Raw genomic sequence first — 13,262 nt, 5'->3', positions numbered from 1 at the left:
GTTTTGATCAAGACGTCTCTCCCAGGGGTGTGGGGGCGGGGGGCGTGCGGGTGACAGCGGAGGGGGCCGCCATGACCGAGGTGCGCGCGGGTGAGGCGCCGGTGGACCTGACCGCTTCCGAGCGCCGCATGTGGGAGGCGTTCCGCACGGGCGCTCTGTGCGACCTCAGCTCCCGTACGCCCGACGAGGACGATCCGCACGCCGACCGCGTCTGGGGCGCCGGGCGCAGTGTCCGCGCCCAGGTGGTGGCGCTGCTGCTGCTCCACGGGCCGGCGCCGGTGCCGGGCCGGGTGGCCTCGCTGAAGCTGCGGGGCGTGCGGATCACCGGGCGGCTGGATCTGTCGGGCGGGGCGGTGGCCCCGTACGTGGAGCTCCAGGCCTGCCGCTTCGACAGCGAGATCCAGCTGTCCGAGGCCCGCTTCGGGACGCTGCGGCTGATCGACTGCGCGATACCGCGGCTGGAGGCGGCCCGTCTGCACACCGAGGGCGATCTGCACATGCCGCGCTGCCGGGTGGCCCGGGGCATCCGGCTGACGGACGCGCAGATCGGCACCGATCTGCTGATCAGCCAGGCCGTGGTGCAGCGCGACAACAAGGGCCGGGCGATCACCGCCGACGGGATGTCGGTCGCGCAGGACTTCCAGGGCGAGCTGCTGGAGACGTACGGGGAGGTGAGCCTGCGCGGGGCGAAGGTCGGCGTGTCGATGAACCTGCGCGGGGCCCGTCTGCGCAATCCGTACGGGAAGTACGCGCTGAACGCCCCGCAGCTGACCGTCGAGCGGACCTTGTACCTGACGTCGATCGCGCTGGACTATGTGCCGGGCTCGAACTCCTCCACTCCCCCGTACGGCCTGGGGCTGACGCCGACGCGCGGTCAGCGGGCCCAGCGGTTCGTCTGCCGGGGCGGGCTGCGGCTGGACGACGGCCGTTTCGGGGACGCGATCGACTTCTACGGCGCGCGGTTCATGCTCACGGCCGAGCAGGAGATATCGCTGCGGCGGATCCAGACTCCCGAGTTCCGTTTCGTGGGCGAGCGGCCGGAGCGGGGGCGGGTGGTGGTGTCCGGGGCCAAGGTGGTCAAGCTCGTCGACACCTCCACGAGCTGGCCGGGTCCGGGCGGGGTGTCCATCGAGGGCTTCGTCTACGAGAACCTCGCGCCCCGCGGCCACTTCCCGCTGGCGCGCCGGCTGGAGTGGGTGGAGGCGGCGACGCCCGAGTACTCGCCGGAGCCGTACGAGCGGCTGGCCGCCGTCCTGCGGGCCAGCGGTGAGGACGCCGACGCCCGCGAGGTGCTGCTGGCCAAGCAGCGCAGGCGCCGCACCACGCTGCCTCCGGCGGCCAGGGCATGGGGGCACCTGCAGGACTGGACCGTGGCGTACGGCTACCGTCCGGGCAAGGCGGCCGGGTGGATGTTCGTGCTGTGGGCGGCGGGGGCCCTGCTGTTCTCCCAGCACGATCCGGCCCCGCTCAAGCAGGAGGAGTCCCCGCAGTGGAGCGCCCCGCTGTACGCCCTGGACCTGCTGCTCCCGGTGATCGACCTCGGTCAGGAGGGCCGGTGGAAGCTGGAGGGCGGCTGGCAGTGGGGGGCTGCGGCTCTGGTCATCCTGGGGTGGATCCTGGCCACGACGGTGGCCGCGGGGGCCTCCCGGCTGCTGAGGCGGGGGTGACGGGGCCGGCTCCACGGCCACTACCCTGTGCCTCGTGACCACCGTTCGCCTTCCCCTCTTTCCGCTCAACTCGGTGCTGTTCCCGGGACTCGTCCTCCCGCTGAACGTGTTCGAGGAGCGCTATCGCGCCATGATGCGCGAGCTGCTGAAGTCGGGCGAGGAGGAGCCGCGCCGCTTCGCGGTCGTCGCGATCCGCGACGGCCGGGAGGTCGCGCCGACCGCGCCCGGCCTGCCCGACCCGACGGCGGTGCCCGAGAAGGGCCCCACGGCGGGCTTCGGGTCCGACCCGATCCAGGCCTTCCACCGGGTGGGGTGCATCGCGGACGCGGCGACGATCCGGGAGCGGGAGGACGGCAGCTTCGAGGTGCTGGCGACGGGCACGACGCGGGTGCGCCTGCTGTCGGTCGACGCCTCGGGCCCCTTCCTGACGGCGGAGCTGGAGGAGCTCCCGGAGGACGCGGGGGACGGCGCGGGCGTCCTGGCCGAGGGGGTGCTGCGAGCGTTTCGCAACTACCAGAAGCGGCTGGCCGGAGCCCGCGAGCGGTCCCTGACGGGCGCCGAGCTCCCCGACGAGCCGTCGGTGGTCTCCTATCTGGTGGCAGCGGCGGCGGTGCTGGACATCCCGGCGAAGCAGCGGCTGCTCCAGGCCCCGGACACGGCGACCCGCCTGGCGGAGGAGCTCAAGCTGCTGCGCACGGAGACCGCGGTGATCCGCCACCTCCCGTCGCTGCCGGCGGTGGACCTGACCCGCTCCCCGACGAGCCCGAACTGACGGAGCGCTGATGGCGAAGAAGCCCAAGCAGGCGGCCGGCACCCCGGCGATCGTCGCCCTGACGGCGGCGGGCGTCGCGTTCACCACGCACGCGTACGAGCACGACCCGGCGCACCCCTCGTACGGCGAGGAGGCCGCCGAGGCGCTCGGCGTCTCGCCCGCGCAGGTCTTCAAGACCCTGGTCGCGGACGTGGACGGGGTGCTGACGGTGGCGGTGGTCCCGGTCTCGGGCTCACTGGACCTGAAGGCCCTGGCGACGGCCGTCGGCGGGAAGCGGGCCGCGATGGCGGACCCCGCCCTGGCGGAACGCACCACGGGCTACGTCCGCGGCGGCATCTCCCCGCTGGGGCAGCGCCGCCGCCTGCGGACGGTCCTCGACGCGTCGGCTTCGGCGCACGCCACGATCTGCGTCTCGGCGGGGCGGCGCGGCCTGGAGGTCGAACTGGCCCCCTCGGCTCTGGCCACCCTCACCGAGGCCGTCGTGGCGCCGGTGGCCCGCCCGTAGCCTCCCGGCGGGTCGCGGGATCACGGGTGCGGCGCCGTTGCGGGGGCTCCGCCCCAGGGCCCCCGCGCCTCAAACGCCGGCGGGGCTGGTTCAGGGCTTCGGCGGCGCGGGCTGGTAGTAGCCGGCCCAGGGGACCTCGGCGGGGTCGGGGTCGCGCGGGGTCCACAGGGCCGTGAGGCCGAGGTGGACCAGGACGGCGGCCATGGGCCAGGCCAGCAGCGCGCCGTGCGCGAGCAGCTCCAGCGGCGCGTCGAAGGGCACGCCCTTGCCCGCCTTGGCGGCGGCGGCCGCCAGGTCCGACGACGGCCCCAGCCACAGCCCGAGCCGCCATCCGACCAGCGCGGCGAACAGGGACCCGATGGCGAGCCCGATCACCAGCGGCACACCGCCGGCCCGGCGCCACAGGAAGGTGCCGACCGCGCTGAGCACGCCGAGGCCGACCGCCAGCAGGAAGAAGGTCCCGTCGGCGGCGATCCGCGCCTCGCTCTCGGTGCTGCGCAGGAACACGGCCTCGCCGTTGGACACGTACTGCACCCGCGGCGCCAGCCACACCCACAGCAGTCCGAGGAGCACCCCGGCCACCCCGACCACCAGGGCGACGGCGGCTCCGTCACGGATGTCCGCCGGGGTGATGGCTCCGGCGCCGGCGCCCGGCTCTTCGGGCGGGAGCGACGGCGGGTCGAATGGAGACGGCGGGGTCACGGCTTCGGTCACTCCCACATCGTGCCAGGTCCGTGCGCCGGTGGCGTCAGCGGACCGCCGCCCGACGGTACGCCCACGTCGCGACGGCCAGCGACAGGACGCCCACCGCCCCGCACACGCCGAGGTCGAAGGCGACGGCGGCCCAGTCGGGCTGGGGGGCGAAGGTGCGCGCGAACGCCTCCACCCCGTACGTCGACGGCATCAGGTCGCGCGCCCACACGATCAGGTCCGGCATCCGCTCGGGCGGCAGCACGCCCAGCAGCAGCGCGGCCGACATGCCGAGCTGCCCGGCGAGCGTGGCCAGTTCCTGCCGCGGTGCCAGCAGCCCCAGCGCGGCGCCGAGGCCGGCCAGCGCGGCGCCGGCCAGCGGCACCACCGCGGCCAGGATCCACAGCCCGCCCATCGGCAGCCCGAACAGCACGCAGCCGAAGACGGCGGTGACCAGCGTCCCGGGCAGGGTGAAGGAGGCGTACGCGGCGGCCGCGCCCAGCACCACCGAGGCGGGCGGCACGGGCAGGGTCGCGTAGTGGTCGAGCCCGCCGCCGGCCCGTAGCTGGCCGAAGTACTGCGCGAGCAGGTTCAGCCCGACGAAGGCGACGACCAGGACCGAGGAGCCGGCGACGACCGCCCGGGCCTCCGATCCCCCGTCGACCACACCCCGCATCAGGATCATGATCCCGACGGACTGGAAGGTGGCCACGAAGAGCAGCGGGATCCGCGCCACCCGCGCCCGGGACAGCTGCGCCCGGTACACGGCGGCCAGCGAGGGGAAGAACCGCGCCCTCGGCGCCAGCGGTGCGACGGTCGCCATGGCCGTGGCATCGACTGCCGTGGCATCGACCGCCGCGGCTCCGATCACCGCGGCCCCGAGCGGCGCCACTGCGCCTGCCGTACGGTCGCTCACGACTTCACCAGCCCCTTCGTCTTCCCGCCGAGCGCGAGGTAGACGTCCTCCAGGCTCGGCGTGGCCAGCGTGAAGTCGTCGAGCGCCGCGAAGGCCGGTCCGCCGGTCACCGCGGCGACGGCCGCGCGGGCCTCGTCCGGCCCGAGCCGCAGGACCCAGCGCCTCCCGGACTCGACGGCGAGCTCCCGCAGCGCCGCGACCTCGGGAACGGCCAGCGGAGCGCCCTCGCGCCACACCAGCTCCAGCCGGACCTCGCCGGAGACCTCGGCCTTCAGTCCGGCCGGGGTGTCGCAGGCGATGACCTTGCCCTGGTCGATGACGGCGACCCGGTCGAGTACGGTCTCGGCCTCGATGACGTTGTGCGTGACGAGCAGGACCGTCGCGCCGTGCTGTTCGCGCCGCCGGTCCACGGCCGACCACACGGCCCGCCGGGCCACCGGGTCCATGCCGGTGGTGGGCTCGTCGAGGACCAGGACGGGCCGCTCCCCCACCAGCGCCGCGGCGAAGCAGGCGAGGCGCCGCTGTCCGCCGGAAAGTTTCTTCAGGGGCCGCCCGGCGAGCGGGGTCAGCCCGAGCTCCTCCAGTACGGCGTCGCGCGCGGTCCGCGCCGCCCGTGCGTCGAGTCCGCGCAGCCGTCCGGTGGTCTCGGCGGCCAGCGACACCGTGAGCTCGTCCAGGGCGGTGGACTCCTGGCCCAGGTAGGCGAGCAGCCGCGAGGCCCGTTCGGGGTGGCGTACGAGGTCGTGGCCCAGCAGGGTCACGCTGCCCGCGTCGGGGCGCATCAGCCCGGTGAGCTGGCGGACCAGGGTGGACTTGCCGGCGCCGTTGGGGCCGAGCAGGCCGAAGATCTCGCCGCGCCGCACGTCCAGGCAGACGCCGTCGTTGGCGCGGGTCTCGGGCAGGGCGGGCGCCCCGCGCCGTCCCCGTACCGCGGGATAGGTCTTGACGAGGCCGCGCACCGCGCACACCACGTCGCGGGCTCCACCAGCGGCTGCCGCCGTGCCGTTCCGCGCCTGTGCTGTGCCCGTACTCACGAGGGAGCAGCCTACGGGGTTCGCGCCCCTACTCGGCCGCCGGGGTCAGCGGGGCGGAGGCGTCGCCGGGGCCGGCCGCGTGCTCGGCGGCCGGTACCGCGGCCACGTGCTCGGCGGCGGCGCGGACGTCGATCTCCCGCCAGAACCCGGCGCGGATGGCGTACCGGTCGTGCTCGTCGATCTGGTCGTCCTTGTGCGCGAGCAGCCCGAACCGGGCGGCGTAGCGCAGCAGCTCGCCGTCGATCCGGTGCGGGATGCGCGGGTACATCGTGGCCAGCTTCTGCAGGTGCACGGTCTCGGGGAGGCGTTCCATCCAGCGCCGGGCGAACACCTGTCCCACCTCGAACGGGTCACCGCCGACGGTGGTGATGTCCTCCTCGCGGTCCGCCCAGCGCTGCTCGGCGCTGGTGAGCTGGGCGAGGGTGGGCAGCGAGGCGGTCTCGGCGGGCTCGCCCAGCGGTCCGGCCCGGTCGATCCATCCCTTGTCGGAGGACCAGCGCAGCGCACTGGACGGGGCGTGGCCGCTGCTGGGGCCGGTGGACGGCGGGCTCTGCTGGCCGGGGGCGCGCAGGGCTCCGGCGAGGTCCTTGGGGGTGGGTACGGTCTTGCCGCCCGGGGCGGCCGGCGCCGGTACGGGGGTCCCCTCGCGGTCTTCTGCGCCGCTGCCCGCGGCGGAGCCGTTGCGGGCGGCCTCGGCGAGCGCCGCCTCGGGCAGCGGGGCCGAGAGGATGGCGGCGATGTCAGGGCGCGGCGCGGGTGGCGGTGAGCACAGGCCGGTGAGGTCCTTGGCGCGGACGGCCCGGGTGATCCAGGCGCGGTCCAGGACGCGGCGTTCGTCGGCTTCGGCGACGAGGTCCTCGGACTGGTTGTAGTCCCCGTCGGCGGCCTGGACGGCCCACAGGTGGACGGCGACGCCGTGTTCCTTGGCGGACATCAGGCCGGGCAGCAGGTCGCCGTCGCCGGTGACCAGGACCACGTCGGAGCAGGCGCGGTTGCGGGCGAGCTCGGTGAGCTCGGCGTGCATGGCGGCGTCGACGCCCTTCTGGGCCCAGCGGCCGTCGCTTCGGGTCAGGGCTCCGAGCCGGACGGTGACGCGGGGCATGACGCGCAGCCGCCGGTGTTCGGGCTGCGGTACCCGGTCGGGTGCGCCGTCGAACCAGTAGATGCGCAGGAGGGGCTGTTCGGTGTCGGCCTCGGCGCGTTCGCGCAGGCCCTGGATGAGGGCGGCGTGGTCGACGGTGATCCGGGACCGGGAGGGCTCCCCGGCGAGGAGGCTGGCGGCGGCGCCCAACAGGTAGCCGGCGTCCACCAGGACGACGCAGCGGTCCACGTGTTCCACCCTCTTCCCTGGGGGTCCTCTGTGTTTTTTCGGCGGGTGCCCCGAGTCTGCCCGACCTCAAGGGCGTTGAAGGCCGGAACTCGATCATCGGCGTGGCGGATCTCACAGAGTGGAGGGGCGGAGCACCGGCTACGCGCAGTAATGATCCAAAATGCGCGGTTTCTGGCGCTGTGTGAGTGTGAAGGCGGTCCTGGCCCCCTAGACCCTCGTGGAGGTTCCCCCATGGCCAAGAACAAGAACCAGAAGCAGCCGGCGAAGCAGCAGACGCGCTCCTCGCAGGACCCGTCGAAGGGCTCCATGGACACCCCGAGCCAGTCGGTGCATCCGTCGCCGAGTCCGATGGATCTGGCGCACAAGAGCAAGCAGAAGAAGTTCGGCCACAACTGACGACGCGCCCGTGACGTACGGAAGGGCCCGCCCGGCGGCAGCCGGTCGGGCCCTTCCGTACGTCGTGCGGCGCCGTCGCCGGGGTCGGTCCTAGCCCGCCAGGCAGGACGGTCCGAGCAGCACCTTGAGGTCGCCGAAGAGCGCCGGGTCGGGCTGGACGCGGTGCTTGTCCAGGCGCAGCACGGTGGTGGTCCGCGGCCCCTGGAGCTTGATCCGCACCTCGGTGTTGCCCTTGTGGTGGCGCAGGATCTCGCCCAGACGGGTCACCATCGGCGGGGTGACCTTGACGGTGGGGATGGTGAGGACGACGGGCGCGTTGGTGCCGGCGGAGGTGAGGTCGGGGACCATCATCTCCATGGCGACCAGGCGCGGGACGTCCTCGCGCTTGTCGAGGCGGCCCTTGACGAAGACGACGGTGTCCTCGACGAGCTGCGTGGAGACGAGCTGGTAGGTCGCGGGGAAGAACATGCACTCGATGGAGCCGGCCAGGTCCTCGACGGTGGCGATGGCCCAGGCGTTGCCCTGCTTGGTCATCTTGCGCTGGAGGCCCGAGATGATGCCGCCGATGGTGACGACCGCGCCGTCGGAGTGCTCGCCGCCGGTCAGCTGGGAGATGCCGGCGTCCGTCTTGTCGGACAGGACGTGCTCCAGCCCGAAGAGCGGGTGGTCGGAGACGTAGAGGCCGAGCATCTCGCGTTCCTGGGCGAGGAGGTAGGACTTCTCCCACTCGACGTCGGAGAACTCGACATCGAGGCCGAAGCCCGGCTCGTCGCTCGCGTCCTCGTCGCCCATGGCGCCGAAGAGGTCGAACTGTCCCTCGGCCTCCTTGCGCTTGACCGCCACCACGTTGTCGATCATCGACTCGTGGTGGGCGACCAGGCCCTTGCGGGTGTGGCCCATCTCGTCGAAGGCGCCGGCCTTGATCAGCGACTCGATGGTCCGCTTGTTGCAGACGACGGCCTCGACCTTGTCCAGGAAGTCGGGGAAGGAGGAGAACTTCCCCTTGGCCTTCCTGGTCTTGATGATCGACTCGACGACGTTCTGGCCGACGTTGCGCACGGCGGTGAGCCCGAAGAGGATCACGTCGTCGCCCTGGGCGGCGAAGTTCGGCTCGGACTCGTTCACGTTCGGCGGGAGCACCTTGATACCCATCCGGCGGCACTCGTTCAGGTAGATCGCGGACTTGTCCTTGTCGTCCTTGACCGAGGTGAGCAGGCCGGCCATGTACTCGGCCGGGAAGTTCGCCTTGAGGTAGGCGGTCCAGTAGGAGACCAGCCCGTACGCGGCCGAGTGGGCCTTGTTGAACGCGTAGCCGGCGAAGGGGACCAGGACGTCCCACAGGGCCTGGATGGCCTGGTCGCTGTAGCCGTTCTTCTTGGCGCCCTCCTGGAAGATGACGAAGTTCTTCGCCAGCTCCTCGGGCTTCTTCTTGCCCATCACGCGGCGCAGGATGTCGGCCTCGCCGAGCGAGTACCCGGCGATGATCTGGGCGGCCTTCTGGACCTGCTCCTGGTAGACGATCAGGCCGTAGGTGACCGCGAGCACCTCTTCGAGGGGCTCCTCCAGCTCCGGGTGGATCGGGGTGATCTCCTGCTGCTTGTTCTTGCGCAGGGCGTAGTTCGTGTGCGAGTTCATGCCCATCGGGCCCGGCCGGTACAGGGCCGAGACGGCGGAGATGTCCTCGAAGTTGTCGGGCTTCATCAGGCGCAGCAGGGAGCGCATGGGCCCGCCGTCGAACTGGAAGACGCCGAGGGTGTCGCCGCGGCCGAGCAGTTCGAAGGTCTTGGGGTCGTCGAGCGGCAGGGCCAGGAGATCGATGTCGATCCCCTTGTTGGCCTTCACCATCTTGACGGCGTCGTCCATGATCGTGAGGTTGCGCAGGCCCAGGAAGTCCATCTTCAGCAGGCCGAGCGACTCGCAGCTCGGGTAGTCCCACTGGGTGATGGTGACGCCGTCGGTGTGCCGCACCCAGACGGGCACGTGGTCGGTGATCGTCTCGCTGGACATGATCACGCCGGCGGCGTGGACGCCCATCTGGCGGACCAGGCCCTCGACGCCCATGGCGGTGTCGATGACCTTCTTCACGTCGGGTTCGTTCTCGTACATCCCGCGGATCTCGCCGGCCTCGCTGTAGCGCGGGTGCTTCGGGTCGAGGATGCCGGAGAGCGGGATGCCCTTGCCGAGGACGTCGGCGGGCATGGCCTTGGTGAGCCGGTCGCCCATGGCGTAGGGGTAGCCCAGGACGCGCGCGGAGTCCTTGATCGCGTTCTTGGCCTTGATCGTGCCGTACGTGCCGATCATGGCGACCTTGTCCTCGCCGTACTTCTCGGTCACGTACCGGATCACCTCGACGCGCCTGCGCTCGTCGAAGTCGATGTCGACGTCGGGCATGGAGACGCGCTCGGGGTTCAGGAAGCGCTCGAAGATCAGACCGTGGGTGAGCGGGTCGAGGTCGGTGATGCCCATGGCGTACGCGACGATCGAGCCGGCCGCGGAGCCACGGCCCGGGCCCACCGCGATGCCCTGGTTCTTGGCCCACATGATGAAGTCGGCGACCACGAGGAAGTAGCCGGGGAAGCCCATCGAGATGATCGTGTCCATCTCGTACTCGGCCTGCTTCATCCGGTCCTCGGGGATGCCCCCGGGGTAGCGGCGGTGCATGCCGCGCATGGTCTCCTCGCGGAACCAGCTGACCTCGGTGTGGCCCTCCGGGATGTCGAACTTCGGCATCAGGTTCCGGAACTTGAACATGCCCTCGGTGTCGATCTGGTCCGCGACCAGCTTCGTGTTGGCGCAGCCCTCCTGCCAGGCGTCCGAGGAGTCGATGGCGTACATCTCGTCCGTGGACTTCAGGTAGTAGCCGGTGCCGTCGAAGCGGAAGCGGTCGGGGTCCGAGAGGTTCTTGCCGGTCTGGATGCACAGCAGGGCGTCGTGGGCGCCGGCCTCGCTGGCGTAGGTGTAGTGCGAGTCGTTCGTGACCAGCGGGGGGATGCCGAGCTTCTTGCCGATCTCCAGCAGTCCGTCGCGGACGCGGCGCTCGATCTCGATGCCGTGGTCCATCAGCTCCAGGAAGTACCGGTCCTTGCCGAAGATGTCCTGGTACTCGGAGGCCGACTTCAGGGCCTCGTCGAACTGGCCGAGGCGCAGCCGGGTCTGGAGCTCGCCGGAGGGGCAGCCGGTGGAGGCGATCAGGCCCTCCGACCACTTGCTGATGGTCTCCTTGTCCATGCGCGGCCACTTGGTCAGCCAGCCCTCCTTGTACGCGTCGGAGGACAGCCGGAAGAGGTTGTGCAGGCCGGTGGCGTTCGCCGCCCAGATCGTCTTGTGGGTGTAACCGCCGGAACCGGAGACGTCGTCGCGCTTCTGGTGCGGCTGGCCCCACTGGATGCGGCGCTTGTTGCGCCGGGACTCGGGGGCGACGTACGCCTCGATGCCGATGATCGGCGTGATGCCGGCCTTCTTCGCGGTGTGGAAGAAGTCATAGGCGCCGTGCAGGTTGCCGTGGTCGGACATGGCGATGTGCGTCATGCCCATCTCGTTGCACGCGTTGAACATGTCCTTCAGCCGCGCGGCACCGTCCAGCAGCGAGTACTGGGTGTGGACGTGCAGGTGCGTGAACGGCGGCTTGGTCACGGTGGGGGTCCTCCGGCGGGGAGAGAGGGGGCGGCAGCTACGAATCCTACGTCTCCCGGGTGACAGATCACGGGCACCGACGGGTACCTTCATCCGTTGCAGAGCCAAGGACACCCGTCCGCTGCCCATGATCAAAAGCTTGTTCCACCAAGCACCACCAGGAGGCATCCGCCATGGCGGTTCCCGAGACGACCGACGAGCAGCGCGCCGAGCAGATCCTCGACGTGTTCGACACCGCGTTCGGGGAGCTGCTCGCCGCCGACCCCGCTGCCTTCCAGGTCAAATTCCGCAAGATGGCGGCCTCGGCCTTCGCCTTCTACCGGGGCACGGCCTGCCTCTTCTACTCCGACCTGGAGCGGGACCGGCACGGCGGCCCGTACCTGGACGAGCGGACGGGCCGGGTGTGGATCCACGGCGATCTGCACGCCGAGAACTTCGGCACGTACATGGACTCCAACGGCCGGCTGATCTTCAACGTCAACGACTTCGACGAGGCCTACGTCGGACCCTTCACCTGGGACCTGAAGCGATTCGCCGCCTCCGTCGCCCTGATCGGCTACACCAAGGCGCTCAGCGACGGCCAGATAACCGAGCTGGTGCGGATCTACGCCGGCGCCTACCGGGAGCGGATCCACCGCCTGGCCGCGGGGGCCAAGCACGAGGAGGTGCCCTCCTTCGACCTGGACACCGCCCAGGGGCCGCTGCTGGGCGCCCTGCGCTCGGCCCGCTCGCGCACCCGCTTCGCCCTCCTGGACTCGATGACGGAGATCCGCGACCACGAGCGCCGCTTCTCGGCCGGCGGGGGCTCCGTCGAGCTGGACGCGGCCACCCGCTACAAGGTGCTGGCCGCCTTCGACGGGTACCTGGAGACCCTCCCCGACGAGTCCCTCGTACGGCCCGACTCCTACCGGGTCAAGGACGTGGTGGGCCGCCGCGGCGTCGGCATCGGCTCGGCGGGCCTGCCCTCGTACAACATCCTGCTGGAGGGGCACAGCGACGCCCTGGAGAACGACGTCGTGATCTACCTCAAGCAGGCGCAGACCCCGGCGGCCTCCCGGCACATCACGGACCGGGCGGTGCGGGAGTACTTCCTGCACGAGGGCCACCGCACGGTGATCTCGCAGCGCGCCCTGCAGGCGCACGCCGACCCGTGGCTGGGCTGGACGGAGCTGGACGGGAAGGGGCAGCTGGTGGCGGAGGTCTCCCCGTACGCGGTGGACCTGGACTGGTCGGACCTGGACGACCCGGAGGAGATCGCGGCGGTCGTCGCGGACCTGGGCCGGGCGACGGCGACCATGCACGGGGCGGCCGACGCGGCCGAGAGCGGGCAGACGCTGGTCCCGTTCTCCACCGAGCGGGCCATCGACGCGGCGATCGCGGCCGACGAGGAGGGCTTCGCGGAGCTGCTCGTGGACTTCGCCCACGCGTACGGGGCCCGGGCCCGCGCCGACCACCAGATCTTCGTGGACCTCTTCCGCAACGGGCGCATCACCCGGTAGGCCCGGTCGTGGGCGGCGGCGCGCGACCCCGCGGCACAGCCGTGACCTGGGGCCCGCCTTCACAGGGACGCATGGCAGACTCGCGGCGATGGACATTTCAGGGGTAGGGCTCCGGGGGCTGCGGGCCGCGCTGTTCAGCGCGTTCGTCGTGCTGCTCTCGGCCGGCTCGCACGTCCTGATGTCCGGGGTCGCGCTGCCGCCCGCGCTGGTGGGCGGGGCCTTCGCGAGCGTGTTCGCCCTCGCCTACGCGCTCGCGGGCCGCGAGCGGGGCTTCGGCCCCATCGCCGGGCTGCTCGTCCCGCTGGAGCTGGCCGCCGACACCGCTTTCACGTCCGGGCAGCACCTCTGCTACGGCCCGGCCGGCGGCCCCGTCTCCGGCACGCTGCGCGCGATGGGCCTGGACGCGCTGTGCGGCGGCACGCCGGTGGGCGGGCCGCTGAGCGAGGTGGCGGGGCCGGCCGCCGACCCGGCCGCGCTGCTGGCCTCGCCCGGACCGTGGGCCCCCTGGCTGCTGCTCGCGGCGCACGTCTCGGTCGGGCTGTTCGCCGCCGGTTGGCTGAACCACGGCGAGCGGGCGCTGGGCCGGCTGCTGCGGGCGGTGGCCGCGTTCGCGTTCCGGCCGCTGCTGCTGGCGGTGACCGCGGGGGCGGTGGCCCGCGGGTGGACGCGGCGGGTGCCGCGTCCGGTCGAGGCGGGCGCGGGGGCCCGTACGCGCTTCCCCGCCCATTCCGTGGGCCGGCGGGGACCTCCCGTGTACGGCGCGTTCGCGAGCGCCTGACGCACGTACGGGGGCAGCTCCCGGCGAGAGCCGGGGGGCGGG

Annotated in this window: 11 protein-coding genes; 6 read left to right on the top strand and 5 right to left on the bottom strand. The window is 72.2% G+C overall.

Going from position 1 to position 13,262, the window contains the following annotated elements; all coding sequences use genetic code 11:
• Positions 1–71 precede the first annotated feature (71 nt).
• From ACF059_RS26010 to ybaK, 3 genes are read left to right on the top strand one after another with little or no spacing between them, the layout of a single operon-like run.
• Complete coding sequence (locus ACF059_RS26010) at positions 72–1,667, top strand: oxidoreductase (protein ID WP_392061420.1); 1,596 nt, start codon at positions 72–74, stop codon at positions 1,665–1,667.
• Positions 1,668–1,701: 34 nt separating this feature from the next.
• On the top strand, positions 1,702–2,439 hold the full coding sequence (locus ACF059_RS26005) for an LON peptidase substrate-binding domain-containing protein (RefSeq protein ID WP_392061417.1): 738 nt from the start codon (positions 1,702–1,704) through the stop codon (positions 2,437–2,439).
• A 10-nt stretch (positions 2,440–2,449) separates the two neighbouring features.
• The gene (gene ybaK, locus ACF059_RS26000) at positions 2,450–2,944 is read left to right on the top strand and encodes a Cys-tRNA(Pro) deacylase (RefSeq protein WP_360890617.1); all 495 of its coding nucleotides are present in this window, start codon (positions 2,450–2,452) and stop codon (positions 2,942–2,944) included.
• A gap of 90 nt (positions 2,945–3,034) precedes the next feature.
• Here the strand turns inward: ybaK and ACF059_RS25995 are convergent, their stop codons facing one another.
• The 4 genes from ACF059_RS25995 to ACF059_RS25980 all read right to left on the bottom strand — a co-directional run bounded on the left by ACF059_RS25995 (position 3,035) and on the right by ACF059_RS25980 (position 6,923).
• Positions 3,035–3,658, bottom strand: coding sequence for a hypothetical protein (locus tag ACF059_RS25995; RefSeq protein ID WP_392061414.1), 624 nt, complete (start codon positions 3,656–3,658; stop codon positions 3,035–3,037).
• Positions 3,659–3,692: 34 nt separating this feature from the next.
• Positions 3,693–4,457, bottom strand: coding sequence for an ABC transporter permease (locus ACF059_RS25990; RefSeq protein ID WP_392061898.1), 765 nt, complete (start codon positions 4,455–4,457; stop codon positions 3,693–3,695).
• 89 nt (positions 4,458–4,546) lie between these two features.
• Complete coding sequence (locus ACF059_RS25985) at positions 4,547–5,584, bottom strand: ABC transporter ATP-binding protein (protein WP_392061411.1); 1,038 nt, start codon at positions 5,582–5,584, stop codon at positions 4,547–4,549.
• A 28-nt stretch (positions 5,585–5,612) separates the two neighbouring features.
• The gene (locus tag ACF059_RS25980) at positions 5,613–6,923 is read right to left on the bottom strand and encodes an NYN domain-containing protein (protein ID WP_392061408.1); all 1,311 of its coding nucleotides are present in this window, start codon (positions 6,921–6,923) and stop codon (positions 5,613–5,615) included.
• A 222-nt stretch (positions 6,924–7,145) separates the two neighbouring features.
• Here ACF059_RS25980 and ACF059_RS25975 point away from each other — a divergent pair, with 222 nt between their 5' ends.
• Positions 7,146–7,310 (top strand): hypothetical protein, encoded by a 165-nt coding sequence (locus ACF059_RS25975; protein WP_392061405.1) that lies wholly within the window; start codon positions 7,146–7,148, stop codon positions 7,308–7,310.
• A 90-nt stretch (positions 7,311–7,400) separates the two neighbouring features.
• On the opposite strand, the gene dnaE is transcribed toward ACF059_RS25975, so the two are convergent.
• The gene (dnaE, locus tag ACF059_RS25970; protein ID WP_392061402.1) at positions 7,401–10,943 is read right to left on the bottom strand and encodes a DNA polymerase III subunit alpha; all 3,543 of its coding nucleotides are present in this window, start codon (positions 10,941–10,943) and stop codon (positions 7,401–7,403) included.
• A 173-nt stretch (positions 10,944–11,116) separates the two neighbouring features.
• On the opposite strand from dnaE, the gene ACF059_RS25965 reads away from it, so the two are divergent.
• Together ACF059_RS25965 and ACF059_RS25960 are read left to right on the top strand one after the other, a co-directional pair.
• Positions 11,117–12,442 (top strand): DUF2252 domain-containing protein, encoded by a 1,326-nt coding sequence (locus tag ACF059_RS25965; RefSeq protein WP_392061399.1) that lies wholly within the window; start codon positions 11,117–11,119, stop codon positions 12,440–12,442.
• An 88-nt stretch (positions 12,443–12,530) separates the two neighbouring features.
• Complete coding sequence (locus tag ACF059_RS25960; protein WP_392061396.1) at positions 12,531–13,220, top strand: hypothetical protein; 690 nt, start codon at positions 12,531–12,533, stop codon at positions 13,218–13,220.
• Positions 13,221–13,262: the final 42 nt, after the last annotated feature.

Origin of the sequence: Streptomyces sp. NPDC016562, assembly GCF_043076955.1 — a bacterium.
Taxonomy (GTDB): Bacteria; Actinomycetota; Actinomycetes; order Streptomycetales; family Streptomycetaceae; genus Streptomyces.
This window is presented reverse-complemented; position numbering and strand designations above follow the sequence as displayed.